Source organism: Streptomyces sp. NPDC107765 (assembly GCF_055657085.1).
Genome location: NZ_JBVKBL010000022.1, coordinates 62,767 through 87,193, shown reverse-complemented (window position 1 = coordinate 87,193; position 24,427 = coordinate 62,767). Strand labels below are relative to the sequence as shown.

Annotated in this window: 18 protein-coding genes; 12 read left to right on the top strand and 6 right to left on the bottom strand. The window is 71.7% G+C overall.

Translation table 11 applies throughout. The annotated features are described in order from the left end of the window. Positions 1–68: 68 nt before the first annotated feature. Together ACZ7MX_RS36195 and hflX are read left to right on the top strand one after the other, a co-directional pair. The gene (locus ACZ7MX_RS36195; protein ID WP_472138501.1) at positions 69–1,706 is read left to right on the top strand and encodes a M1 family metallopeptidase; all 1,638 of its coding nucleotides are present in this window, start codon (positions 69–71) and stop codon (positions 1,704–1,706) included. A gap of 147 nt (positions 1,707–1,853) precedes the next feature. Continuing rightward, on the top strand, positions 1,854–3,341 hold the full coding sequence (hflX, locus tag ACZ7MX_RS36190) for a GTPase HflX (RefSeq protein WP_472138499.1): 1,488 nt from the start codon (positions 1,854–1,856) through the stop codon (positions 3,339–3,341). Positions 3,342–3,471: 130 nt separating this feature from the next. Here the strand turns inward: hflX and ACZ7MX_RS36185 are convergent, their stop codons facing one another. After that, positions 3,472–4,710 (bottom strand): trypsin-like serine peptidase, encoded by a 1,239-nt coding sequence (locus tag ACZ7MX_RS36185; RefSeq protein ID WP_472138497.1) that lies wholly within the window; start codon positions 4,708–4,710, stop codon positions 3,472–3,474. 273 nt (positions 4,711–4,983) lie between these two features. Between ACZ7MX_RS36185 and ACZ7MX_RS36180 the strand changes: the two genes are divergently transcribed. From ACZ7MX_RS36180 to ACZ7MX_RS36160, 5 genes are all read left to right on the top strand, one after another. After that, a complete protein-coding gene (locus tag ACZ7MX_RS36180) occupies positions 4,984–6,363 on the top strand; it encodes a diaminobutyrate--2-oxoglutarate transaminase family protein (protein ID WP_472138570.1) in 1,380 nt (459 codons plus the stop codon). 11 nt (positions 6,364–6,374) lie between these two features. After that, positions 6,375–8,399 carry an IucA/IucC family protein gene (locus ACZ7MX_RS36175; protein WP_472138496.1) on the top strand — a complete coding sequence of 675 codons (2,025 nt, stop codon included), beginning with the start codon at positions 6,375–6,377 and terminating at the stop codon, positions 8,397–8,399. 105 nt (positions 8,400–8,504) lie between these two features. Next, on the top strand, positions 8,505–9,194 hold the full coding sequence (locus ACZ7MX_RS36170; protein WP_472138495.1) for a GNAT family N-acetyltransferase: 690 nt from the start codon (positions 8,505–8,507) through the stop codon (positions 9,192–9,194). Positions 9,195–9,299: 105 nt separating this feature from the next. After that, positions 9,300–11,066 (top strand): IucA/IucC family protein, encoded by a 1,767-nt coding sequence (locus ACZ7MX_RS36165; RefSeq protein ID WP_472138493.1) that lies wholly within the window; start codon positions 9,300–9,302, stop codon positions 11,064–11,066. 41 nt (positions 11,067–11,107) lie between these two features. Then, the gene (locus ACZ7MX_RS36160; RefSeq protein ID WP_472138491.1) at positions 11,108–13,090 is read left to right on the top strand and encodes an ATP-dependent DNA helicase; all 1,983 of its coding nucleotides are present in this window, start codon (positions 11,108–11,110) and stop codon (positions 13,088–13,090) included. 148 nt (positions 13,091–13,238) lie between these two features. Here ACZ7MX_RS36160 and lexA read toward each other — a convergent pair whose 3' ends face one another. Further along, a complete protein-coding gene (lexA, locus tag ACZ7MX_RS36155) occupies positions 13,239–14,042 on the bottom strand; it encodes a transcriptional repressor LexA (RefSeq protein ID WP_265360798.1) in 804 nt (267 codons plus the stop codon). Positions 14,043–14,521: 479 nt separating this feature from the next. On the opposite strand from lexA, the gene nrdR reads away from it, so the two are divergent. Together nrdR and ACZ7MX_RS36145 are read left to right on the top strand one after the other, a co-directional pair. Continuing rightward, entirely contained in the window at positions 14,522–15,049 is a 528-nt protein-coding gene (gene nrdR, locus ACZ7MX_RS36150) for a transcriptional regulator NrdR (RefSeq protein WP_472138489.1), read from the top strand. 123 nt (positions 15,050–15,172) lie between these two features. Then, the gene (locus ACZ7MX_RS36145) at positions 15,173–18,052 is read left to right on the top strand and encodes a vitamin B12-dependent ribonucleotide reductase (RefSeq protein ID WP_472138487.1); all 2,880 of its coding nucleotides are present in this window, start codon (positions 15,173–15,175) and stop codon (positions 18,050–18,052) included. A 70-nt stretch (positions 18,053–18,122) separates the two neighbouring features. Here ACZ7MX_RS36145 and ACZ7MX_RS36140 read toward each other — a convergent pair whose 3' ends face one another. Further along, complete coding sequence (locus ACZ7MX_RS36140) at positions 18,123–19,391, bottom strand: MFS transporter (protein ID WP_472138486.1); 1,269 nt, start codon at positions 19,389–19,391, stop codon at positions 18,123–18,125. A gap of 115 nt (positions 19,392–19,506) precedes the next feature. On the opposite strand from ACZ7MX_RS36140, the gene ACZ7MX_RS36135 reads away from it, so the two are divergent. Beyond that, positions 19,507–20,094: a CGNR zinc finger domain-containing protein gene (locus ACZ7MX_RS36135; protein WP_472138484.1), complete on the top strand. Its 588-nt coding sequence runs from the start codon at positions 19,507–19,509 to the stop codon at positions 20,092–20,094. 66 nt (positions 20,095–20,160) lie between these two features. Here the strand turns inward: ACZ7MX_RS36135 and ACZ7MX_RS36130 are convergent, their stop codons facing one another. Both ACZ7MX_RS36130 and ACZ7MX_RS36125 read right to left on the bottom strand, forming a co-directional pair. Beyond that, positions 20,161–20,769, bottom strand: a complete 609-nt coding sequence (locus ACZ7MX_RS36130; protein ID WP_472138482.1) for a TerD family protein — start codon at positions 20,767–20,769, stop codon at positions 20,161–20,163. Positions 20,770–20,888: 119 nt separating this feature from the next. Next, positions 20,889–21,476, bottom strand: a complete 588-nt coding sequence (locus ACZ7MX_RS36125) for a TetR/AcrR family transcriptional regulator (protein WP_472138480.1) — start codon at positions 21,474–21,476, stop codon at positions 20,889–20,891. A gap of 141 nt (positions 21,477–21,617) precedes the next feature. Between ACZ7MX_RS36125 and ACZ7MX_RS36120 the strand changes: the two genes are divergently transcribed. Beyond that, positions 21,618–23,030: an amidase gene (locus ACZ7MX_RS36120; protein WP_472138479.1), complete on the top strand. Its 1,413-nt coding sequence runs from the start codon at positions 21,618–21,620 to the stop codon at positions 23,028–23,030. Between the two features lie 60 nt (positions 23,031–23,090). Next, entirely contained in the window at positions 23,091–23,696 is a 606-nt protein-coding gene (locus ACZ7MX_RS36115; protein ID WP_472138478.1) for a YdbC family protein, read from the top strand. A gap of 28 nt (positions 23,697–23,724) precedes the next feature. Here ACZ7MX_RS36115 and ACZ7MX_RS36110 read toward each other — a convergent pair whose 3' ends face one another. Continuing rightward, the gene (locus ACZ7MX_RS36110; RefSeq protein WP_472138476.1) at positions 23,725–24,405 is read right to left on the bottom strand and encodes a TetR-like C-terminal domain-containing protein; all 681 of its coding nucleotides are present in this window, start codon (positions 24,403–24,405) and stop codon (positions 23,725–23,727) included. Positions 24,406–24,427 lie beyond the last annotated feature (22 nt).

The window sequence follows — 24,427 nt, the reverse complement described above, 5'->3', positions numbered from 1 at the left end:
ACCGCCCGTTCGGGTGCCGTTTGACGGCTCGCCCACCGCGGAGGCGGCCGCGTTGGTAGCCGTAGTTCATGTCCCTTCGCTCACGCCGACCGTCCCGCGACCCCGACCGCACCGTCCCCGCGCCACGCGGTGCCCGAACCGGCCGGCTCCGGCGCTCCGGCCGCCGGGCCGCCGCACTCGGGCTGGCCGCCGTCGCCACCCTCGGCGTGGCCGAGCCGCAGCCCCTGGAGGCCCAGGGCCTGGGCGACCGGCTCTTCCCCCTGCTCGGCAACACCGGCTACGACGTCACGTCCTACGACGTCTCCCTGGACTACTCCGGCCACAACGACCGGCCGATGAACGCCACCACGGAGATCACCGCGCACGCCACCACCGAGCTCGACCGGCTCAACCTCGACTTCGCCCGCGGCACGGTGCGCTCCGTGAAGGTCGGCGGCCTGCCCGCCCGGTACGAGCAGCACGGCGAGGACCTGGTGGTCGTCCCCCCGTCCCACATCTCCCGGGGACAGCAGGTCAAGATCTCCGTCCAGCACACCAGCGACCCCCGCGGCAAGACCGACGGCGGCTGGATCCGCACCACCGACGGGCTGGTCATGGCCAATCAGGCCGACGCCGCCCACCGCGTCTTCCCCTGCAACGACCACCCCTCCGACAAGGCGTTCTTCACCTTCCGCATCACCGCCCCCCAGGAGCTGACCGCGGTCGCCAACGGCCTGCCCCTGGGGGCGGCCGGCACCCGCGCGGCACGTCGTACCTGGACCTACCGCACCGCCCACCCCATGGCCACCGAACTCGCTCAGGTCTCCATCGGGAAGTCCAGCGTGCTGTTCAAACACGGACCGCACGACCTGCCGATCCGCGACGTGGTCCCGACCGCGCACCGCGCGGTGCTCGGCAAATGGCTGGCCAAGACGCCGGCGCAGGTCGCCTGGATGGAGCGCAAGGTCGGCCCCTACCCCTTCGAGGCGTACGGGGTGCTGATCGCCAACGCCCGCACCGGCTTCGAGCTGGAGACCCAGACCCTCTCGCTCTTCGAGAAGGACCTGTTCACGACCGAGCACCTGCCCGCCTGGTACGTGGAGTCCGTGATGGTGCACGAACTGGCGCACCAGTGGTTCGGCGACAGCGTCAGTCCGCGCCGCTGGTCCGACGTCTGGCTCAACGAGGCGCACGCCACCTGGTACGAGGCGCTCTACGCCCAGGAGAAGGGCGACCGCCGGGCCAACCTGGAGACCCGGATGCACCGGGCGTACGAGCAGTCCGACGGGTGGCGGACCGAGGGCGGGCCGCCCGCCGCGCCCAAGGTCCCCAGCCCCGGCCAGAAGATCGGCATCTTCCGCCCCATCATCTACGACGGCGGCGCCCTGGTCCTCTACGCCCTGCGGCAGAAGATCGGCCCGGCGGCCTTCGACCGGCTCGAACGCGAATGGGTGGCCCACCACAAGGACGGCGTGGCCGACTCGGCCGACTTCACCGCGCTGGCCTCCAAGATCTCCGGGCAGGACCTCACCGGCTTCTTCCAGGAGTGGCTCTACGGCGCGCACACCCCGCCGATGCCCGGCCACCCACAGTGGCGGCCCGGTGCGGCCGGCGACCTGGGCAAGCCGGCGCAGCCCGGGCAGCCCGCGAAGGGCGGGCAGCCCGGCAGGACCGGACAGCCGGTGAAGCTCGCCGCAAAACCCACTCCCCCCGGAAAACCCACGTGACCGCCCTCCCGGGCCGTGGGACCATCATCAGGTCGGCGCCGGCAGCCCGGGAATCTCCGGGGCGTGTCGTACGTTGACACCTACGACAGTCCCGGTGGGGCCGTTCATCGGTCCCCATGAGGGCTTCCCAACGACGCAAAGGATCAAATGACCTCCTCTTCTTCCCTTCCGCAGGACCGGCAGCGCCTCCCGGAGAGCCTTCGGGCCGACGCCCTGATGGAAGAGGACGTCGCCTGGAGCCACGAGATCGACGGGGAGCGCGACGGCGACCAGTACGACCGGTCGGACCGCGCGGCGCTGCGCCGTGTGGCGGGTCTTTCCACCGAGCTCGAAGACATCACCGAGGTCGAGTACCGCCAGCTCCGACTGGAGCGCGTGGTGCTCGTCGGGGTCTGGACCTCAGGCACGATGCAGGACGCGGAGAACTCCCTCGCCGAGCTCGCGGCGCTGGCCGAGACGGCCGGTGCGCTGGTGCTCGACGGCGTCATCCAGCGCCGCGACAAGCCCGACCCGGCCACGTACATCGGCTCGGGCAAGGCCCTGGAGCTGCGCGACATCGTGCTCGAATCCGGGGCCGACACCGTGGTGTGTGACGGTGAGCTCTCCCCGGGCCAGCTGATCCACCTGGAGGACGTCGTCAAGGTCAAGGTGGTCGACCGGACCGCCCTGATCCTCGACATCTTCGCCCAGCACGCCAAGTCCCGGGAGGGCAAGGCGCAGGTCTCGCTGGCCCAGATGCAGTACATGCTCCCCAGGCTGCGCGGCTGGGGTCAGTCGCTGTCCCGGCAGATGGGTGGCGGTGGCTCCGGTTCCACCGGCGGCGGTATGGCCACCCGTGGCCCCGGTGAGACCAAGATCGAAACGGACCGGCGGCGGATCCGCGAGCGGATGGCGAAGCTGCGCCGGGAGATCGCGGAGATGAAGACCGGCCGGGACACCAAGCGCCAGGAACGCCGGCGCCACCAGGTCCCCTCGGTCGCCATCGCCGGCTACACCAACGCCGGCAAGTCCTCCCTGCTCAACCGCCTCACCGGCGCCGGCGTGCTGGTGGAGAACGCCCTGTTCGCCACCCTGGACCCGACCGTCCGGCGGGCCGAGACGCCCAGCGGGCGGCTCTACACCCTCGCCGACACCGTCGGCTTCGTCCGGCACCTGCCGCACCACCTCGTCGAGGCGTTCCGCTCCACGATGGAGGAGGTCGGCGACTCCGACCTGATCCTCCATGTGGTCGACGGCTCGCACCCGGTACCCGAGGAGCAGCTGGCCGCCGTCCGCGAGGTGATCCGGGACGTCGGCGCCACCGACGTGCCCGAGATCGTGGTCGTCAACAAGGCCGACGCGGCCGATCCGCTGGTCCTCCAGCGGCTGCTGCGCCAGGAGAAGCACGCGATCGCGGTCTCGGCCCGTACCGGCCAGGGCATCGCTGAGCTGCTGACCCTGCTGGACGAGGAGCTGCCCCGGCCGCGGGTCGAGATCGAGGTCCTGGTGCCCTACACCCAGGGCGCCCTGGTCTCGCGGGCGCACGCCGAGGGTGAGGTCCTCTCCGAGGAGCACACCGCCGAGGGCACGGTCCTCAAGGCGCGGGTCCACGAAGCGCTGGCCGCCGAGTTCCGCCCGTTCGTGCCGGCGGCGTAAGGCCCCGCACATACGGTCCGCAGATAGGGCCCGCAGGTACACGGAAGGCCCGCTCCGGGAGACCGGAGCGGGCCTTCGCCGTGGTGGCGGCCCGGTGGGACGGTGCCGGGCACCGCCCCACCTCAGCGGACTACTGCTTGCTCGCCCACTTCTTGCTCATGTTGTCGAAGATCGCCTTGGCCTCCGGGCCCAGGTGCGGGCCGGCCGACCAGCGGGCCGGGCGCGGACCCATCGACATGTTGGACACCAGCACCGGCTTGCCGTCGGCGCCCTTGATGAACCAGGGGCCACCGGAGGAGCCACCGGTCATCGTGCAGCCGATCCGGTACATGGTCGGCTTGTTGGCGTCCATCGACAGCCGGGTCGGCTTGTCGGTGCAGCTCTGCTGCGCGGCACCGTCGAACGGCGCCTCGGCCGGGTAGCCCTGCGCGGTCAGGCTGGGGATCTTGGCCATCGCCGGGGCGTTGAAGTCGACCTGGTACGCGCCGCCGGCCATCTCCTCCAGCGACTTGCCGCCGGTGCTCTCCTCCGGCTTCACGTGCATCAGCGCGAAGTCGTACGGGGCCATCGGCACGCCCGGCACGGCGCCGCCGTCCTTGATCCACTCGCTGGACGTCGCCATGTCGTCCGCCCACCACTTGCCCGAGGGGACGCGCTCCTCGAAGGGCTTGTTCTTCAACTGACCGGCGGTGCCACCGGTCTTGTTGAAGTTCGGCACGAACATCATGTTGCGGTACCAGCCGCCGTTCTTGCCGGCGTGCACGCAGTGCGCCGCGGTCCACACCAGGTTGGACTTACCGGGGTGCGCCGGGTCCTTGACGACCGTGGCGGAGCAGCGCGACTCGCCCTCGGGCGTGCTGAACAGCAGCAGACCCACGCCGGGAGCGGTGGCGGTGTACGGGGTCTTGACGGCCTGGGCGGGGACGGCGGCCGGCTCAGGATCCGTCTTGCCCTGGTCCTCCGAGATGTCCTCGGGCTTGCTGGGGTCCTTGGGCGGCTTGACCTTCTCGATCTTGTCCGGGTTCCAGAAGTTCTTGATGATCGGGTTGATGAACTCCCCGGCCTCCCGGAGCCACTTGTCCCGGTCCCAGTTCTTCCACTCGCCGTTCTTCCACTTGTCCAGGTCGATGCCGTGTTCCTTGAGCTTGTCCTGGATGTCCTTGGGGATCTTGATCGCACCCCCACCCGTGGTGTCCGCCGCGGACTGGCTGGGCTTGGCGTCCGCGTTGTCGCTGTCCGGCCCGCAGCCGGTGGCGGTGAGCGCCACTACGGCGGTGAGGGCGGCGGCGGCCAGGACATTGGATCTGTGAGCGCGGAGCGCTCTCCTCCCGGGGCGGCGGCGGGCGGCGGGCGGGAGTATGTGTCGCATGGGTGGGATCCCCCTGAGTTGAACGGTGTGGCTTGAGCGGAGTCGCGCCGGTTCGGAAGTTGTCATGAACCTCAAGATCCGAGCGCAAGACCCCACTATGCCGGTGACGATGGGGACGGCGGTACTCGGGTCCCCGGTTCCAGCCCGTCAAGGATCTTGTTCCGGGCCGTGATCCGGCGTCGCCGCCGTCGTTGGTACGTACGGGGGACGGCCGGGCTGCCCGCCGGCCCGCTCGGTATGCAGCAGCTCACCAAGCAGGAGGACACAACTGCCGTGGCGTTGACCGAAACCGTGCCGGCGGCCGCGCCGCCGGCCCACGAGGGGATCCTGCGCCGCCAGTCCCTGCGTGAGTCCGCAGCCCGTACGTACGCGCGCTCACTGCCCATCGTCCCGGTGCGCGCCCGCGGGCTGACCATCGAGGGCGCCGACGGCCGGCGCTACCTCGACTGCCTCTCCGGCGCCGGCACCCTTGCCCTCGGCCACAACCACCCCGTCGTGCTGGAGGCGATCCGCACGGTCCTCGACTCGGGCGCTCCGCTGCACGTCCTCGACCTGGCCACCCCCGTCAAGGACGACTTCACCACCGAGCTGTTCGCCACGCTGCCAAGGGAGTTGGCCGAAAAGGGGCGGATCCAGTTCTGCGGCCCGGCCGGTACGGACGCCGTCGAGGCGGCCTTCAAACTCGTCCGCACCGCGACCGGCCGGGACGGCCTGATGGCCTTCTCCGGTGCCTACCACGGCATGACCGCCGAGGCGCTCGCCGCCTCCGGGGGCGCCCAGCACACCAGCGTGGCCCGGCTGCCCTACCCCTACGACTACCGCTGCCCCTTCGGCACCGGCGGTGAGCGCGGCGCCGAACTCGCCGCCCGCTGGACCCAGAACCTCCTCGACGACCACAAGAGCGGGGTGCCCCGGCCGGCCGGGATGATCCTGGAACCCGTGCAGGGCGAAGGCGGGGTGATCCCCGCCCCGGACGGCTGGCTGCGGCGGATGCGCGAGCTCACCGCGGCGAGGCAGATCCCGCTGATCGTGGACGAGGTCCAGACCGGCGTCGGCCGCACCGGCACCTTCTGGGCGATCGAGCACAGCGGCATCGTCCCCGACGTGCTCGTCCTGTCCAAGGCGATCGGCGGCAGCCTGCCGCTGGCCGTGATCGTCTACCGCGAGGAACTCGACGCCTGGCAGCCCGGCGCGCACGCCGGCACCTTCCGCGGCAACCAGCTCGCCATGGCCGCGGGCCGCGCCACCCTCGCCCACGTCCGCGCCAACGGCCTCGCCGAACGCGCCGGGACACTCGGCGCCCGGATGCTCGACCAGCTCCGCGCCCTGGCCGGCACCCACGACTGCATCGGCGACGTCCGCGGCCGCGGCCTGATGCTCGGCGTCGAACTCGTCGACCCCGACGCCGACCTCGACCCCGGCGGCGCCCGCCCCGCCGCCCCGCACCTCGCCGCCGCCGTCCAGCGGGCCTGCCTGGACCGCGGCCTGATCGTCGAGCTGGGCGGCCGGCACTCCGCCGTCGTCCGGCTGCTGCCACCCCTGACCATCACCGACGAACAGGCGGACGCGATCCTCGACCGCCTCGCCGACGCCATCACGGCGGCGGTCCGCACCCACCCCGGGCCGACGGCCTCGTCCCCCACGACACTGTGAGGCACCACCCCATGAACGAACGCCCCGGCTCCGACGGCACCCCGCCCGCCGAGCGCCTCCCCGACCGCCACCACGGCGCGGGCACGATCGAGTCCGTCCCCCGCCAGCAGCGGCGCGCCCCGGAGGACGCCTGCCACCAGCCCACCCACGAGGGCCCGGACCGGGCAGCCGGCCCGCTCACCGCACCCGCCGCCTACGACCGCGTCCCCGGCGAGCACGACCCGCTCGACCATCCCGACCCGGCGGTCGCCGCGGACGCCGCGGGCATCGAGCACCTGCTGCGCTGCTGGCTGCGGGAGAACGGCGGCCCGCGACCGGCCGGCGGCCGGCTCCGCCTCCCGCTGCCGGCCAGCGCCGCCGCACTCCACATCCCCGTCCGCTACTGGTCGCCCACCGGCTGGCACCGCCTGGGCGCGCCCAGCCTCGAAGGCGCCCCGGCCGGCGCCGCCCCGCTGGACGCCGTCACCCTCGCCGCACTGCTGCGCCGCGAGGCCGCGCACGGCGGGGACCGGCGGGCCTCCGACGGCGGCGAGCACCGCGTCGCCGACGGCGGGGAACGGACGGCACCGGAGAGCGAGCCGACACCGGACGGCGACGGCGCCGAACTCCTCGGCAGGGTCGCCAACTCCGTCCGGAACGTGGCCACCTTCCTCGCCGACCGGCGCGCCCGGCCCGCCGACGACCACGGCGCGCTCTTCCTCGAAGCCGAGCAGTCCCTGCTGCTCGGCCATCCGCTGCACCCCACCCCCAAGAGCCGGGAAGGGCTCAGTGACGCCGAGACCCGGGCCTATTCGCCCGAACTGCGCGGCGCCTTCCCGCTGCACTGGATCGCCGTGCACCACTCCGCCGTCGCCACCGACTCCGCCTGGACCGAACGCGGCAAGCCCGTCCCGGCGGAACGGCTCACCGCCCGCCTCGCCGGCGAGGGCCTCCAACTCCCGGCCGACACCGTGCCGTTGCCGCTGCACCCCTGGCAGGCTCGCGAGCTGGCCGGGCGCCCCGACCTCACCGCCCTCCGCGACGCCGGACTGCTGCACGACCTGGGCCCGCACGGTCCGCTCTGGCATCCCACCTCCTCGGTCCGCACCGTCCACCGCCCCGACGCGGAGGCCATGCTCAAGCTCTCCCTCGGGCTGCGCATCACCAACTCCCGCCGGGAGAACCTCCGCAAGGAACTGATCCGAGGCGTCGAGGTGCACCGGCTGCTGCGCACCGGACTCGGCGAGCAGTGGCAGACCGCCCACCCCTGCTTCGACATCGTCCGTGACCCGGCCTACCTCGCCGTCGACGGCCCCGACGGGGAACCCGTCCAGGGCCTGGACGTCGTCATCCGCCACAACCCCTTCACCCGCACCGACGACGCCGTCTGCATCGCCGGTCTCACCTCGCCCCGCCCCTGGCCCGGCCACGCGGGCGTCCGATCCCGCCTCGAAGACCTCGTCGGCACCCTCGCCGCCCGCACCGGACGCCCCACCGGCGCGGTGGCGACGGAGTGGTTCCTGCGCTACCTCGAAGCGGTCGTCCGGCCCCTGCTGTGGCTCGACGGCACGGCCGGGATCGCCCTGGAGGCGCACCAGCAGAACACCCTGGTGCTGCTGGACCCCGACGGCTGGCCGACCGGCGGCCGCTACCGCGACAACCAGGGCTACTACTTCCGCACCTCCCGCCGCGCCGGTCTCGAACGGCGGCTGCCCGGCATCGGCGTCGCGAGTGACACCTTCGTCGCCGACGACGTCGTCGACGAACGCTTCGCCTACTACCTGGGCATCAACAACGTCCTCGGCCTCATCGGGGCCTTCGGGGCCCAGCGCCTGGTCCGCGAGGAGATCCTGCTCGCCGCCTTCCGCAGGTTCCTCGCCGACGCCGCCGCGGCTCCCGAAGGGCACCGCTCCCCGCTCCCCGAGCAGCTGCTGGCCGCCCGCACCCTGCGCTGCAAGGCCAACCTCGCGACCCGGCTGCACGGCCTGGACGAACTCGTCGGCCCCGTCGAAACCCAGTCCGTCTACGTCACCCTGCACAACCCCCTCGTTCCCTAGGAAGCCGATCCGCCCGACCCCCGACCTCCGCACCCCGTCCCCGGCGCCGACGCCCCGCGACCCACAAGGCCACGCGGCATCCGGCCACGAGAGGAGAGCGCCGCTGTGCCACCCACCGATTCCGGCATCGACTCCAGCGCCGACCAGGCCGCCCACCACCCGCTCACGGCAGCACGCACCACCCGGGACACCGGCGGCCCCGGCCGGCCGCCGTCCCCCGCCGGCCCGCTCCTCGACGACCTGGCGGCCTGGGGAGCGGCCCGCACGCCCGCCGGGCCGTTCCAGCTCGTCCCCGTCCACCCCGCCCGCGACCTGGAGCGGATCACCGCCTGGATGAACGATCCGGCCGTCTCGGCCTTCTGGGAGCTGGCCGGGCCGCCGGAGACCACCGCCGCCCACCTGCGCGGCCAGCTCGACGGGGACGGCCGGAGCGTGCCCTGCCTGGGGGTGCTCGACGGCGTCCCGATGAGCTACTGGGAGATCTACCGGGCCGATCTCGACCCGCTCGCGCGCTACTACCCGGCGCGCCCCCACGACACCGGGATCCACCTCCTCCTCGGTCGCGCCCACGACCGCGGCCGCGGCCTGGGCAGCGCCCTGCTGCGCGCCACCGCCGACCTCGTGCTCGACCGCCGCCCGGACTGCACCCGGGTCCTCGCCGAGCCCGACCTGCGCAACACCGCATCCGTCGCAGCCTTCCTGACCGCCGGCTTCCGCTACGCCGACGAGCTCGAACTCCCGGAAAAACACGCGGCGTTGATGGTCCGCGACCGTGCTTACCGCCACCTGCTCTGACCCCGGGGCCGTCCGTCGACGGCCCCGCTCCGGTCCGTCGTCCACCCCGCCGCTCCGGTTGTCCCCCGTACGAGCCGGGGCGGTCCCGCTTCGAGGAGTCCCGCCTTGCCTCCTGAGCCCCAGCCTTCCCAGCACGCCTGGCAGCACGCCGCCCGCCGGCTCTTCGCCAAGATCCTGGCGGAATTCGCCTACGAGGAAGTCCTCGCGCCCGAGCCCGACGGCACCGGCCCGGACGGCGTCCCCCGCTACCGCCTGCCGGTCTCCGACGGACTGACCTACCGCTTCCGGGCGCGCCGCGGTGCCTACGGCCACTGGCGCGTCGACCCCGCCTCGATCACCCCCGACGCCGACCCCTTCCACTTCCTCACCCACGCCCACGACACCGTCCTGGGCCTGTCCGGCGACACCACCGGCCACCTCATCCGGGAGCTGACCGCCACCCTGGCCGCCGACACCCGGCTCGACGCCACCGCCCTCAGCGCCGCCGACCTCGCCGACCTGGAATACGCCGCCCTCGAAGGCCACCAGACCGGCCACCCCTGGCTCGTCGCCAACAAAGGCCGGCTCGGCTTCTCGGCCACCGACGCGGCGACCTGGGCCCCCGAATCGCGCACCGCCCGGCGCCTGCCCTGGCTCGCCGCGCACCACGGCATCGCCCACTACCGCGGTATCCCCACGCTGGCCACCCCCGACCGTCTCTACGGCGAGGAACTCACCCCCGCCACTCGTCACACCTTCGCCCGCGCCATCACCGACGAGGGCCGCGACCCCGCCGACTACCTCTTCCTCCCCGTACACCCCTGGCAGTGGGACGAGACCATCGCCCCGCTCTTCGCCCCGCAACTCGCGGACAGATCCATCATCGCGCTGCCCACTGACAACGACCTCCGGCTGCCGCAGCAGTCGATCCGCACCTTCCTCAACATCAGCCGGCCCGAGGCCCGCACGGTCAAACTGCCGCTGTCCATCCTCAACACCCTGGTCTGGCGCGGACTGCCCACCGAGCGCACCCTCGCCGCCCCCGCGGTCACCCGCTGGGTCCACGGCCTGCGCGACGCCGACCCCTACCTCCGCGACGAGACCCGGGTGATCCTCCTCGGCGAAATCGCCTCGGTCACCGTCGAGCACCCCCTCTACGACCGGCTGCCCGGCGTCCCGTACCAGTTCAAGGAGCTGCTCGGCTGTATCTGGCGGGAGCCGCTGCAGGGCTGCCTCGACCCCGGCGAACGGGGCCGAACCCTGGCCTCGCTGCTGCAGACCGACCCGCAGGGCCGCGCACTGACCGCCGAGCTGGTGCACCGCTCCGGCCTGGCCCCGCGCGCCTGGCTGGCCCGCCTCTTCGCCGCGCTGCTCCCCCCGCTGCTGCACTTCCTCTACCAGTACGGCACGGTCTTCTCCCCGCACGGCGAGAACGCCATCGTGGTCTTCGACGAGCACGACGTCCCCACCCGCCTCGCGGTCAAGGACTTCGTCGACGACGTCAACACCAGCGCCCTGCCGCTGCCGGAGCACGACTCCATGCCGGAGGACGTGCGCACGGTCCTGCTCACCGAACCGCCCGCGTTCCTCACCCAGTTCATCCACTCCGGCCTGTTCGTCGGCGTCTTCCGCTACCTCGCCCCGTTGTGCGCCGACCAACTCGGTGTTCCCGAGCAGGAGTTCTGGTCACTCGTACGGGCGGAGATCCTCCGCCACCACGAGCGCTTCCCCGGGCTCAAGGAGCGGTACGAGACGTTCGACCTGCTCACCCCGCGGATCGAGCGGCTGTGCCTGAACCGCAACCGTCTGCATGTGGACGGCTACCGGGACCGCCGCGAGCGCCCGCACGCCGCGGTGCACGGCACCGTCCCCAACCCCCTCCACCATCCGTGACCCGGCACGGTGTCAGTGGTCCCGCGTAGGCTTGCAGCGCTATGACGAAGCCCTCCCTCCCCGATCTGCTCCACGCCGCCGTCACCGCCGTCGGCGGCACCGAGCGCCCCGGCCAGGTGGCGATGGCCGAGGCCGTCGCCGAGGCCGTGGACGACAGCGCCCACCTGCTGGTCCAGGCCGGTACCGGCACCGGAAAATCCCTCGGCTATCTGGTGCCGGCGCTCGCCCACGGCGAGAGAGTGGTCGTCGCCACGGCCACCCTCGCCCTCCAGCGCCAGCTGGTGGAGCGCGATCTTCCGCGGACCGTGGAAGCGCTGCACCCGCTGCTGCGCCGCCGCCCCGAGTTCGCCATGCTCAAGGGCCGCTCGAACTACCTGTGCCTGCACCGCCTCCACGAGGGCGTCCCGCAGGACGAGGAGGACGGCCTCTTCGACGTCTTCGAGCAGGCCACCCCCACCAGCAAGCTCGGCAAGGACCTGCTGCGCCTGCGGGACTGGGCGGACGAGACCGAGACCGGCGACCGCGACGCCCTCACCCCCGGGGTCTCGGACCGCGCCTGGGGCCAGGTCTCGGTCTCCTCCCGGGAGTGCCTGGGCGCCTCGAAGTGCGCGTACGGCGCGGAGTGCTTCGCCGAGGCCGCCCGGGAGCGCGCCAAGCTGGCCGACGTGGTCGTCACCAACCACGCGCTGCTGGCCATCGACGCGATCGAGGGCGCCCCGGTCCTGCCGCAGCACGAGGTCCTGATCATCGACGAGGCCCACGAGCTGGTCTCCCGGGTCACCGGCGTCGCCACCGGCGAGCTCACCCCCGGCCAGGTCAACCGCGCCGTGCGCCGGGCCGCCAAGCTCGTCAACGAAAAGGCCGCCGACCAGCTGCAGACCGCTTCGGAGACCTTCGAGCGCCTGATGGAGCTGGCCCTGCCGGGCCGCCTGGAGAAGATCCCCGAGGACCTGGGCTACTGCCTCATGGCGCTGCGCGACGCGGCCCGCACGGTCATCTCGGCGCTCGGCTCGACCCGCGACAAATCGGTGCAGGACGAGGACGCCGTCCGCAAGCAGGCGCTCGCCTCGTTGGAGAGCGTCCACGCCGTCGCCGAGCGCATCGCCAACGGCTCCGAATACGACGTGGTCTGGTACGAACGCCACGACCGCTTCGGCGCATCCCTGCGGGTGGCGCCGCTGTCCGTCTCGGGGCTGCTGCGCGAGAAGCTCTTCGAGGACCGTTCGGTGGTCCTCACCTCCGCCACGCTCAAGCTGGGCGGTGACTTCAACGGCGTCGCCGCCTCCCTGGGGCTCTCCCCGGAGGGCACCCAGCGGGAGGACGCACCCCCGTGGAAGGGCCTCGACGTCGGCTCGCCCTTCGACTACTCGAAGCAGGGCATCCTCTACGTCGCCAAGCACCTCGCCCAGCCCGGCCGGGAGGGCAGCCGCGGTGACATGCTCGACGAGCTCGCCGAGCTGATCGAGGCCGCCGGCGGGCGCACCCTCGGCCTGTTCTCGTCGATGCGCGCCGCCCAGGCCGCCGCCGAGGAGCTGCGCGGCCGGCTGGACGTGCCGATCCTGCTCCAGGGCGAGGAGACCCTCGGCGAGCTGATCCGGAACTTCGCCGCCGACGCCCGGACCTGCTTGTTCGGCACGCTCTCCCTCTGGCAGGGCGTCGACGTACCGGGGCCGAACTGCCAGCTGGTGGTGATGGACCGGGTGCCGTTCCCGCGGCCGGACGATCCGCTGATGAGCGCCCGGCAGAAGGCCGTCGAGGAGGCCGGCGGCAACGGCTTCATGGCCGTGGCGGCCACCCATGCCGCGCTGCTGATGGCCCAGGGCGCCGGCCGCCTGGTCCGTGCCACGGGCGACCGCGGAGTGGTGGCCGTCCTGGACCCGCGGGTCGAGCGGGCCCGCTACGGCTCGTTCCTGCGCGCCTCGATGCCCGACTTCTGGTACACCACCGACCGCAACCAGGTCCGCCGCTCCTTGGCGGCCATCGACGCGGCCGCCAAGGCGGTCGAGGAGAAGCCGGAGCAGTAGCACGAGCCAGGGGCCGCAGAGAGCGCAGAGGGCAGAGCCCTGCTGTGGGCACTGGCCTCCGTGCCTGGCCAGGCACTTTGGGCCCGATACGCACAGCAGGGCTCCGGGACCGGCGCAGTGGTCCCGGAGCCCGGTCGTGAGGGGTGGGTCAGACCCGCCGCAGTACGGCCACCACCTTGCCGAGGATGGTCGCCTCGTCACCAGGGATCGGCTGGTACGCGGAGTTGTGCGGCAGCAGCCACACATGGCCGTCCTCGCGCTTGAAGCGCTTCACGGTGGCCTCGCCGTCCAGCATGGCGGCGACGATGTCACCGTTCTCGGCGACCGGCTGACGGCGGACCGTGACCCAGTCGCCGTCGCAGATCGCGGCTTCGATCATGGAATCGCCGACGACCTTCAGGACGAACAGTTCACCGTCGCCGACGAGCTGGCGGGGGAGCGGGAAGACGTCCTCGACCGACTCCTCCGCGAGGATCGGGCCACCGGCGGCGATCCGGCCGACCAGCGGGACGTAGGACGCGGCCGGCTTGCCGGCGGTCTCCGTCGCGGCGCTGGTGGCGGTCTGGTCCGAGCCGCGGACCTCGTACGCCCGCGGGCGGTGCGGGTCGCGTCGAAGGAAACCCTTGCGCTCGAGGGCCATGAGCTGGTGGGCGACGGACGAGGTGCTGGACAGCCCGACGGCCTGGCCGATCTCCCGCATGGACGGTGGATAGCCGCGCCGCTGCACCGAATCCCGGATCACCTCGATCACCCTGCGCTGGCGGTCCGTGAGCCCCGAACTGTCCGCGCGGATTCCTGGTGGCCGACCGGGAAGCGATCGGGCGGGCTTCTGCTCTTCGGAGTCCAACGTGGCGTCTTCCATCGGCGGCCGCGGTGCCTTTTGCGGGTGTTCGAACCGGCTCTGGGAGTGGCTTTGTGCGGTGATGGTCGCGCTGTCTGCGGTGGTGGTCACGTCGGCCCCTCTCGAAATGTTCTCCCTAGTTAGCCAACGGTAGTTGCTTTCGAAAGGTTGCGCCAAACACACGTTCGAGTGAAATATTCGCTGATTGGCTGACCCGATCAAGTGGGTGGGTGTATGGCCGAGCGACGAATTTCCGCGCGCAACGGAGGGGCCGTGCGGTCGGCCTGATTGTGTCATCCCCGCCCTGCCGCACCCCCGGGCGGGTGGCGTCCCGTACCCTCATGGGCGGCCGTCCGGCCCGCCCCCCTCGCGACACGCGGTAGGCGAATGTAAGCGGGCCGACACCATATCTAGTGGTTAGATGCGTTCGGCCGCCCATAAGTTGTGGTGCCTGGTCCTTCGGGGCGTCGGCATCGCCTATGCTTGGGGCTGCTTCGGAGGGCCCCTGGCGGCCGGCCGGGGTTATTCGTCGTGCGCCGGGATCGTTGGCGTACGTACGTCCGTACAGCGAGGGTGAGGAGGGTCGAGACATGCACTGCCCCTTCTGCAGGCACCCCGACAGCCGGGTGGTCGACAGCCGGACGACGGACGACGGGACGGCGATCCGCCGGCGCCGTCAGTGCCCCGACTGCTCCCGCCGTTTCACGACCGTCGAGACGGCGTCCCTGATGGTGATCAAGCGCAGCGGGGTCACCGAGCCCTTCAGCCGCAACAAGGTCATCGCCGGGGTGCGGAAGGCGTGCCAGGGCCGCCCGGTCACCGAGGACGCACTCGCCAAGCTCGGCCAGCGGGTCGAGGAAGCGGTGCGCGCGACCGGCAGCGCCGAGCTGTCCACCCATGACGTCGGGCTCGCCATACTGGGCCCGCTGCAGGAACTCGACCTCGTCGCGTACCTGCGCTTCGCATCCGTTTACCGGGCCTTCGATTCGCTCGAGGACTTCGAGGCGGCCATTGCCGAGCTGCGGGAGCAGCGCGAGCAGGGCCCGCCCGGCCCGGACTGCGGGAGTGACGGGGAGGCCGACGCGGCCGTTCCCGCGCCCGCCACCGCCGCCGACTGAGCTCGGCGCGCATCCAGACCTGTATCGGGGCGAGAGCAGGGCGCCCCGGTAGCAGAAAGACAAACACCGTGCCACGGAATGCGTGCGCACATATGGGCGTTTGCCCGTATACAGGGAGGCGGAATGACAGAGACGACGAGCGGCCCGGCACGAGGCTCCCGCGCCAAGGGCAGCAAGGCGAGCAAGGGTCTGCGTATCGAGCGCATTCACACCACGCCCGGAGTGCATCCGTACGACGAGGTGGAATGGGCGAGCCGTGACGTCGTCATGACCAATTGGCGCGACGGCTCGGTCAATTTCGAGCAGCGTGGCGTCGAGTTCCCCGAGTTCTGGTCGGTGAACGCGGTCAACATCGTCACGAGCAAGTACTTCCGTGGCGCGGTGGGCTCTCCGAGCCGTGAGTCGAGCCTCAAGCAGCTGATCGACCGCGTGGTCAAGACCTACCGCAAGAGCGGTGAGGAGAACGGTTACTTCGCCTCCCCGGCGGACGCCGAGATCTTTGAGCACGAGCTGGCGTACGCGCTGCTGCACCAGGTCTTCAGCTTCAACTCCCCGGTGTGGTTCAACGTCGGCACCAAGCAGCCGCAGCAGGTCAGCGCCTGCTTCATCCTGTCCGTGGACGACTCCATGGAGTCGATCCTGGACTGGTACAAGGAAGAGGGGATGATCTTCAAGGGCGGCTCCGGTGCCGGTCTGAACCTCTCCCGCATCCGTTCCTCCAAGGAACTGCTCTCCTCCGGTGGCAACGCCTCCGGCCCGGTCTCCTTCATGCGCGGCGCCGATGCCTCCGCCGGAACGATCAAGTCCGGTGGGGCCACCCGCCGTGCGGCCAAGATGGTCGTGCTCGACGTCGACCACCCGGACGTCGAGGCCTTCATCGAGACCAAGGTGAAGGAGGAGGAGAAGATCCGCGCGCTGCGCGACGCGGGCTTCGACATGGACCTGGGCGGCGACGACATCACGTCCGTCCAGTACCAGAACGCCAACAACTCGGTCCGCGTGAACGACGAGTTCATGAAGGCCGTCGAGTCCGGCTCGAAGTTCGGCCTGCGCGGTCGCCTGACCGGTGAGGTCATCGAGGAGGTCGACGCCAAGGGCCTGTTCCGCAAGATGGCGGAGGCCGCCTGGGCGTGCGCCGACCCCGGCATCCAGTACGACGACACCATCAACCACTGGCACACCTCGCCGGAGACGGGGCGGATCACCGCCTCCAACCCGTGCAGCGAGTACATGCACCTGGACAACTCCTCGTGCAACCTCGCCTCGCTCAACCTCCTGAAGTTCCTGCGCGACGACGACCTGGGCAACCAGTCCTTCGACGCCGAGCGCTTCGCCAAGGTCGTCGAGCTGGTCATCACCGCGATGGACATCTCCATCTGCTTCGCCGACTTCCCCACCCAGAAGATCGGTGAGACCACCCGCGCCTACCGCCAGCTGGGCATCGGCTACGCCAACCTGGGCGCCCTGCTGATGGCCACCGGCCACGCCTACGACTCCGACGGCGGCCGCGCACTGGCTGGTGCCATCACCTCCCTGATGACCGGCACCTCCTACCGCCGCTCCGCGGAACTGGCCGCGGTCGTCGGCCCGTACGACGGCTACGCCCGGAACGCCGACGCCCACAAGCGCGTCATGAAGCAGCACTCGGACGCCAATGCCACCGCGGTGCGCATGGACGACCTGGACACCCCGGTCTGGGCCGCGGCCACCGAGGCCTGGCAGGACGTGCTGCGCCTCGGCGAGAAGAACGGCTTCCGCAACGCCCAGGCGTCCGTGCTGGCCCCGACCGGCACGATCGGCCTGATGATGGACTGCGACACCACGGGTGTCGAGCCGGACCTGGCGCTGGTCAAGTTCAAGAAGCTGGTCGGCGGCGGCTCCATGCAGATCGTGAACAACACGGTCCCCAAGGCGCTCAAGCGGCTCGGCTACCAGCCCGAGCAGGTCGAGGCGATCGTCGCGCACATCGCCGACCACGGCAATGTCGTCAATGCCCCGGGCCTCAAGCCGGAGCACTACGAGGTTTTCGACTGCGCCATGGGCGAGCGCTCCATCTCCCCGATGGGCCACGTCCGCATGATGGCCGCCGCCCAGCCGTTCCTCTCGGGCGCGATCTCCAAGACGGTCAACGTCCCGGAGACGGCCACCGTCGAGGAGATCGAGGACGTCTACTTCCAGGGCTGGAAGCTCGGCCTGAAGGCGCTGGCGATCTACCGCGACAACTGCAAGGTCGGCCAGCCGCTCTCCGCCAAGAAGAAGGAGGAGGAGAAGAAGGCGGTGGCCGAGCCGGTCGCCGAGAAGGTCGTCGAGTACCGCCCGGTCCGCAGGCGCCTCCCCAAGGGCCGTCCGGGGATCACCACCTCCTTCACGGTCGGCGGTGCCGAGGGCTACATGACCGCCAACTCCTACCCGGACGACGGTCTTGGTGAGGTCTTCCTGAAGATGTCCAAGCAGGGCTCGACCCTCGCGGGCATGATGGACGCCTTCTCCATCGCGGTGTCCGTCGGCCTCCAGTACGGCGTCCCGTTGGAGACCTACGTCTCGAAGTTCACCAACATGCGCTTCGAGCCGGCCGGTATGACCGACGACCCGGACGTGCGGATGGCGCAGTCGATCGTCGACTACATCTTCCGCCGCCTGGCGCTGGACTTCCTGCCGTTCGAGACCCGCTCGGCGCTCGGCATCCACTCCGTCGAGGAGCGCACGCGCCACCTGGAGACCGGTTCGTACGAGCCGTCCGACGACGAGGTCGACGTCGAGGGCCTGGCCCAGTCGGCGCCGCGCCAGATCGACCCGCCGAAGGAGTCCACCCCGGCGGTGAAGATCGTCGAGGAGGCCGCCGCCCCGGCTCCCAAGCAGGCGCACACCAACGCCGAACTGGTCGAGATGCAGCTGGGCATCAACGCCGACGCCCCGCTGTGCTTCTCCTGCGGCACGAAGATGCAGCGGGCCGGCAGCTGCTACCTGTGCGAGGGCTGCGGGTCGACCAGCGGCTGCAGCTGAGCCGGTGACGGGCCGCGCCGAAGAGGTCTTCGGGGCGGTCCGTACGGCCCGTGTGACGGGCTGAGAGGGCTCAAGGACGTACGGAGGGGACCGGTGGTGCGCCGGTCCCCTCCGGCGTGTGCGGGGCGCCGGTGCGGCCGCTCGTCCGGGGGCGGAGCAGGGTGTTCAGGGCCGCGGCGGCCAGCTGGACACCGGCGATGCCGGCCAGGAGGAGAGCCGGCGGCAGTGCGGCCGCCGCGCCGACGAGCGTCGCGCCCACGGCTGCGGCGGTGAACTTCAGTCCCGCCCCCAGGGTGAAGACCTGCGCCCGGGACCGCGGCGGCGCGTGCGCGGCGCGGATACGCAGCGTGGCGGTCAGCAACGGGCCGTCGCAGACGCCCGCGAGGGTGAAAAGGGCCAGGCCGGCCACCGGGGACGGGACCAGCGCGGCGGCGGCCAGCGCCAGGCCGGTCCCGCACAGCGCGACGGTGGCGAGGCGGTGGTCCGGGACGGGCGGCGGCCGGCGGGCCACCACCAGTGAGCCGACGAGCGCCCCGATGGCGAACGCGGTCATCAGGGCGCCACCTGCCCCCGGGTGTCCCCGGTGGGCGGCGAGCAGCACCGTAGTGGTCGTGAGACCTCCGAGGCCGCCGAAGGCCAGACAGGTCGCCGCCGTGATGGTGCGCAGCTCAGGGGTGCGCCATACGGCCGCGAGTCCGGCCACGAGGTCCGCACGCAGCGTGGTGGCCGGTGCGGCGCCGGACACCGGCTGTTCCGCGCGCCGGTACGGCAGTCCGCCGGACAGCGACGCCCCGAGGGCCGCCGCGCCTCCGAGGAGCAGCATGGCCGCACCCGGTGCGGCCAGTGCGGCCACCGCGCTGACCACGGCGGGCCCGGCGACCGAGGCGGCGTTGTAGACCGTCGCGTCCAGGGCGTAGGCCCGGTCGCGCCGTGCGCCCGCCGGCAGCAGAACGGCGATGAGGCTGGAGAGACCTCCGGAGACGACCGGGCCGCAAGCACCGCCGGCCAGGGCGACGCCCAGCGTCACCGGCAGCGGGGCCCGCCCGAGGAGCTGCGACAGTACGGCGATGGCCGCGGCACAACCGCCCAGCGCCCCGAGGTAGCACAACCGTAGGCGGGGCACCCGGGGAGCGAGGGCGCCCGCCAGAGGCGCAGCGATCACATGGGGCGCCATCCAGGCAGTGAGGACGAACGCGCCCTGCGCCGCGCTCCCGGTCCGGTGCACCGCCAGCAGGACGACCGCCACGGCCATCCCTTCATCGGCGAGGCGGGCGAAGAAGGCGGTGGCCAGATAGAGCGGTAATTCTGCGCGTTCCCCCGGGGCGGGCTGTCGCGGCATGCGCATCTCCAGGTGTCCGGTGAGCCGACCTCAGCCTCCAAAGAATGCGGCGTAACGGCTTATTGGCACAAGCCGTTACGCTGGTGGGGTGTGAACGGGACCATGGGTGTGCGCCATGAGCGCAGGGAGCGGGGAGTCCGTGACGGCTGAGGCGGCGGGGGTGCGGGGGTTCCGGCCCGCGGACCGGCTGAAGGATCTGGTGAATGCGGTACGCGCGGAACCCGGGATCTCGCGGGAGGCGCTGGCCGGGCTGCTCGCGCGCCACGGGGAACGCCCGGAGGACCTCACCGAGCAGGCGTTCACCAGAGAGGATGCCGAGGGGTTGCGGGCGGCCGCGGCCCGGCTCGGCGCCCTCCTCGCCGAGCCCGACATCGACCGGGCAGCCCACGCCATCAATGCGCTGCTGACCGAATGCGGCGCCCGTCCGCACCTCTCGCGGCACGACGGGCACCCCTGGCATCTGCACATCGACCGGGGGGACGACGCGAGCTGGGCCGAGTGGTTCACCGCCTCAAGTGCCCTGGCGCTGGCGCAGCTCCTCACCGAATACGGCCGGATGCCCTGGGGGGAATGTGCCGCTCCCGGGTGCTCCACGCTCTATCTGGGCACCGGCCCCGGGAGCGCGCGCCGCTACTGCTCGACCGCCTGCGCGTCACGGGCCCGGGTCGCGGCGCACCGCCGCCGCAAGAGGGAAGGCGGATAGCGGCGCGCTCCAGGGAGGCAGTCAGGCGGCGCGGTCCGCTCCGGCGGTGCCGCGGGAGCGCCTTGGTCAGTGCCCCATCAGCCGGGCGAAGTCGGCCGGTTCGGTGTCGAAGCCCCGGAGCGCGGAGTGGAAGCGCCAGTTGCCCGTCTCGTCCCGGATGAACTCGGCGACCGTCGTGGCGGTCGACTCCGCGACCTCGGCGAAGCCGTGGGAGGCCAGGTCGGTGTAGCCCTCGCGAATGCGTACGGCCGCGTTGGCGACGTCGCCGAAGGTGATGCGGTCCTCGCCCTGCTGGATGGCCACGCCGACGACCACCCGTACGTAGGTCTCGGACAGCCGGTCCAGTTCGAGCGTCATGATCTCGTCCCAGCCGAAACCCTGCCCCGTCCGGCTGTCGCGGTTCAGATTGATGGTTCCGTCGGGCGACCGGCTGTCGAAGTGCACCAGATAGGCCGGGTCGCCGTGTGGGGCGTCGGCCGAATAGGGCGCCGCGACGATGTCGAGGTCATGGTCCGGCGCGCCCATCGGGCTCGGATCCCATTTGAGCGCTACTTCGACCTTCTCGATCCCTTTGTTGAGCGTGCTCACCGGGCTTCCCTTCCCTCGTCCCCCGGGGGTGCGGTACCGCCGACGTGGTGGCGCGGACGGGCCCCGGGACTTGCCGTTGGCGACCATCGTGCCACGCTCCGTGCCCGAGGGAGCCGGGAAATTCCCCTGGTCAGAGGTGACTTGATCCCGATCCAGTTGGCCGGAAAATGCCCTTGGGCCTCGGGGAGAAGTGTTCCGTATGTGCCTCAGGATGCCTTCTGGTTCCAGAGATGGTGCAGATGGCCGTCGAGGACGTCCAGGGCGGCGGCGGGGGACAGGTGGCCGATCAGGACGTGGGCGGTGAGGCCGTCGGCGAGGGCGAGGAGCGTGCGTGCCGCCCGCTCCGGGGCTTCGATGTCGGAAGCCTCGGAGATCAATCGCGTGAACACCGCCTGAAGATTTGTGTAGTTGCTGCGCAGGATTTCGGCCAGTGGCCGGCTGACGGCGGCCTGCGCCACGAAGGCGAGCCAGACCCGGGCCTCGGCCCGGTGCTCGTCCCGGAGCAGTGAGACCTCGGTTGCGGCGTGGCCCAACGCCGTGCGTGCCGACTGTGCGGGCGAGGCGGTGAGCCGTGCCGCCACCCGTGCGCCGACCCGCTCGCCGATGTGGCCGAGCGCGAAGACCAGCATCTCCTCCTTGGTGCGGAAGCAGCGCTGGACGGCTCCCATGGACACGTCGGCGCGCGCCGCGACATCGCGGAGCGTCACGCCCTCCAGGCCGCTCTCGTCGGCGAGTTGGCACACCGCCTCGGCGATCTGCCGACGTCGGCCCTCGTGGTCCACCTGCTTGGGCATCCCGTGTGCTCCGGTTTATTCGATGCGGGCGTATCGCTGGCAAGGTTACGATGCCGAAGCGATGCAGGTGCATCGGAAAACGGGTGGCCCGGTCCCCGCGGCGGAACGTGCGACGTCCGGTCCGGGCCCGAAAGGGGAGAAATGCACAGCGCGTTGTGGAAGCTGACCGCCGCTGCCCAGGCGGCGGCGGTGCGCGACGGAGAGGTGTCGGCGGTGGAGCTGGTCGATGCGCACCTGGCGCGGATCGCCGAGGTCAACCCGGCCGTCAACGCCGTCACTCAGCTGCTCGCCGAACGTGCCCGGACCGAAGCGGCGGCGGTCGACCGCAAGCGCGCCGAGGGGGCGGAGCTGGGGCCGCTGGCCGGGGTGCCGTTCACGGTGAAGGAGAGCACCGCCATCGAGGGCGTACCGACGACCTTCGGCGCGGAGCGCTTCCGTGAACTCGTCGCACGCTCCGATGCTCCCCCGGTGGCAAGGCTGCGCGCGGCGGGCGGCATCCCTCTCGGGCACAGCAATATGCCGACGCTCATCCTGGCCGGTGTCCACACCCGGAGCGAGCTGTTCGGGGACACCGCGAACCCTTGGAGCGGGGCGGTCACCCCCGGTGGCACCAGTGGGGGCGACGGTGCGGCCGTGGCGAGCGGTATGGCTCCGCTCGGCCTCGGCAACGACTCCGGGGGGTCGGTGCGCATCCCGGCGTCCTTCTGTGGTGTGGCCGGACTCAAGCCCACCTACGGGCGGTTCGCCGCCGATCACCGCATCGGGCCCGACGACCCGTCCCTCGCGGCCCAGTTCCTCGTGGTGGACGGGCCGTTGGCCCGTACGGTCGGCGATCTCCGGCTCGCCTACGAGGTGCTGGCCGGAGCCGATCCCCGCGACCCGAGGGCGGTACCGGTGCCCCTGTATGGCGAGCCGCTGGAGCGGCCCGTCAAGGTGGCCATGGTGACCGACCCGGGTGGGCGCGGTGTGCACCCTTCCGTGCGCAAGGCGGTGGAGAGTGCCGCGGACGTGCTCCGTGACGCCGGGTACGAGGTGAGCGAGGTGGCCGATGTGCCGCGGCTGGACGAGGCCCTGGAGGTGTACGCCCGTATGACGCGCACCGAGTTCGCCACCACCTGGCCGGTGGTCAAGCCGCTGCTCGGCGAGGGCGGGCACCGCTACATCGAGCGGGGCATGGCGGAGGTCGCTCCGGTGGGGCTGACCGAGTACCTGCGGCTGACCGGCGTGCGGATGGGTATCCAACGGGACTGGGCGCAGTTCCTGGACGAGTATCCGCTGGTCCTGGGCCCGGTGTTCACCGAGCCGCCGTTCGCGCCGGGGGAGGAGGTACGGGACGACGAGGGCTATCGGCGGGTGCAGAACGCCATGCGGTTGTGTACGGCCACCAGCTTCGTGGGGGTCCCCGCGGTCGCCGTGCCCACCGGAGTGGTGGCGGGGCTCCCGTATGGCGTGCAGCTGATCGGCCGCTCCTACCGGGAGGACCTGTGTCTGGAGGCGGCCGAGGAGGTGGAGCGGCGGTTGGGCGTACTGACGCCCATCGATCCCCGCCCGTAAGGAAGTTCGGGGTGGTACGCACAGTGATCCGGATCGGCCCCCGGGCCGTACGATGGCGCGGTGCTGGTCAAGTGGATTCGCCTCACCGTAGTGGACCGTCGAGGTTTCGAGCGGGGGCAGCGGAAATGGGCGGGGCTGCTGGGTGAACCGGGGTTTCGTGGACAGGGCGGCGGATGGAGCCGGAGCCGGCCGGACGTGGCGCATCTGGTCGCCTTCTGGGAGAGCCGGGCGTTCTACGACTCCTTCATGGCCCGTTCGCACGACCGGCTCGCGGCCGCCCAGACCGGCACGTACAAGGACGCCCAAGTCCGCCTTTTCGAGCACGAATTCGATGTGAAGGTGGGATTCCGGCCGGCGTTCGGTGACGTGGACGTGCTGCGGCTGGCGCACTGCCAGGTGCGCCAGGACCGCGTGGACCACTTCATGCTGATGCAGGAGAAGGTCTGGAACCCGGCGATGGCGGGCTCGCCGGGGATGCTCCGGGGGATGCTGGGGCGGGCGCCCGGGGAGGAGTTCCTGGTCCTCTCGATGTGGCAGTCGGCGGCGGAACGCGGGAAGTACCGGCCCGAACGGGTGGAACGCCTGGCGCTGCGGGCCCAGATAGCCGCGGACGTCCGGGCGATCGCCGGGGACGTGGTGCGGCTCGAACCGTCCTGGACGGTGTGACCGGCCGGGTCCGTCCCGTCCCCCGGAGTCAGGAGGCGGCCGCATCCGGAGCCGCTCCCACGGTGTCGCCACCGGCGAACGCCCCTGCCCGTGCCGCGGCCAGCGTGGCCGCCACGGCCTGGTCGGCGACGGTGCGGTCGATCGGCTCCCGGGTGATGAACAGCCGGAAGAAGAGCGGCGCCGAGACGGACCGGACGAGCGCGCCGGCGTCCAGCGGGGCGGTCAACTCCTCGCGTGCGACCGCACGTTCCACGATCGCCTCGCAGCGCGTGAACCGCTCGGCGTAGTAGGCGCGCAGTGCCTCCGCGGCCCGTTCCGACTGGAAGGCGGCGGCGATCATCGCGGAGCCCGACGCGGCCACCGCGGGATCGGTGAAGGAGGCGACGACCTCATGGGCGAGCGCCCGCAGATCGCCTTCCAGTGACCCGGTGTCCGGCGGCGTCCAGCTGTCCTCGCCCGCCAGGTCGAGGGCGTCCGCCACCAGGCCCTCGACGTCCTTCCAGCGGCGGTACAGCGTCGTCTTGTGCACGCCGGAGTGCTCGGCGACATATTCGACCGTCAGGCCGGGGTAGCCGTACTCGGTCAGGCCGGCCAGCACGGCGTCACGGACCGCGGCGCGGGTGCGGGCGGTCCGGCCGCCGGGGCGGCGGGTGCCGGGGGCGGAGGGCTCGGTGCTGCCGGCCTTGTCGCGCGCGGGTTCTCCAGTCAACTGCAACTCCAGTTGCGTTAGT

Excerpts from the sequence above, each read along its gene's own strand:
- ACZ7MX_RS36175 (WP_472138496.1), top strand. The coding sequence starts at position 6,375 with ATGAACGAACGCCCCGGCTCCGACGGCACCCCGCCCGCCGAGCGCCTC.
- ACZ7MX_RS36130 (WP_472138482.1), bottom strand. The coding sequence starts at position 20,769 with ATGGTCGCCAACGGCAAGTCCCGGGGCCCGTCCGCGCCACCACGTCGG.
- ACZ7MX_RS36125 (WP_472138480.1), bottom strand. The coding sequence starts at position 21,476 with ATGCCCAAGCAGGTGGACCACGAGGGCCGACGTCGGCAGATCGCCGAG.
- ACZ7MX_RS36135 (WP_472138484.1), top strand. The coding sequence starts at position 19,507 with ATGAGCGCAGGGAGCGGGGAGTCCGTGACGGCTGAGGCGGCGGGGGTG.
- nrdR (WP_472138489.1), top strand. The coding sequence starts at position 14,522 with ATGCACTGCCCCTTCTGCAGGCACCCCGACAGCCGGGTGGTCGACAGC.
- ACZ7MX_RS36185 (WP_472138497.1), bottom strand. The coding sequence starts at position 4,710 with ATGCGACACATACTCCCGCCCGCCGCCCGCCGCCGCCCCGGGAGGAGA.
- ACZ7MX_RS36140 (WP_472138486.1), bottom strand. The coding sequence starts at position 19,391 with ATGCCGCGACAGCCCGCCCCGGGGGAACGCGCAGAATTACCGCTCTAT.
- ACZ7MX_RS36160 (WP_472138491.1), top strand. The coding sequence starts at position 11,108 with ATGACGAAGCCCTCCCTCCCCGATCTGCTCCACGCCGCCGTCACCGCC.
- ACZ7MX_RS36145 (WP_472138487.1), top strand. The coding sequence starts at position 15,173 with ATGACAGAGACGACGAGCGGCCCGGCACGAGGCTCCCGCGCCAAGGGC.
- ACZ7MX_RS36120 (WP_472138479.1), top strand. The coding sequence starts at position 21,618 with ATGCACAGCGCGTTGTGGAAGCTGACCGCCGCTGCCCAGGCGGCGGCG.
- hflX (WP_472138499.1), top strand. The coding sequence starts at position 1,854 with ATGACCTCCTCTTCTTCCCTTCCGCAGGACCGGCAGCGCCTCCCGGAG.
- ACZ7MX_RS36195 (WP_472138501.1), top strand. The coding sequence starts at position 69 with ATGTCCCTTCGCTCACGCCGACCGTCCCGCGACCCCGACCGCACCGTC.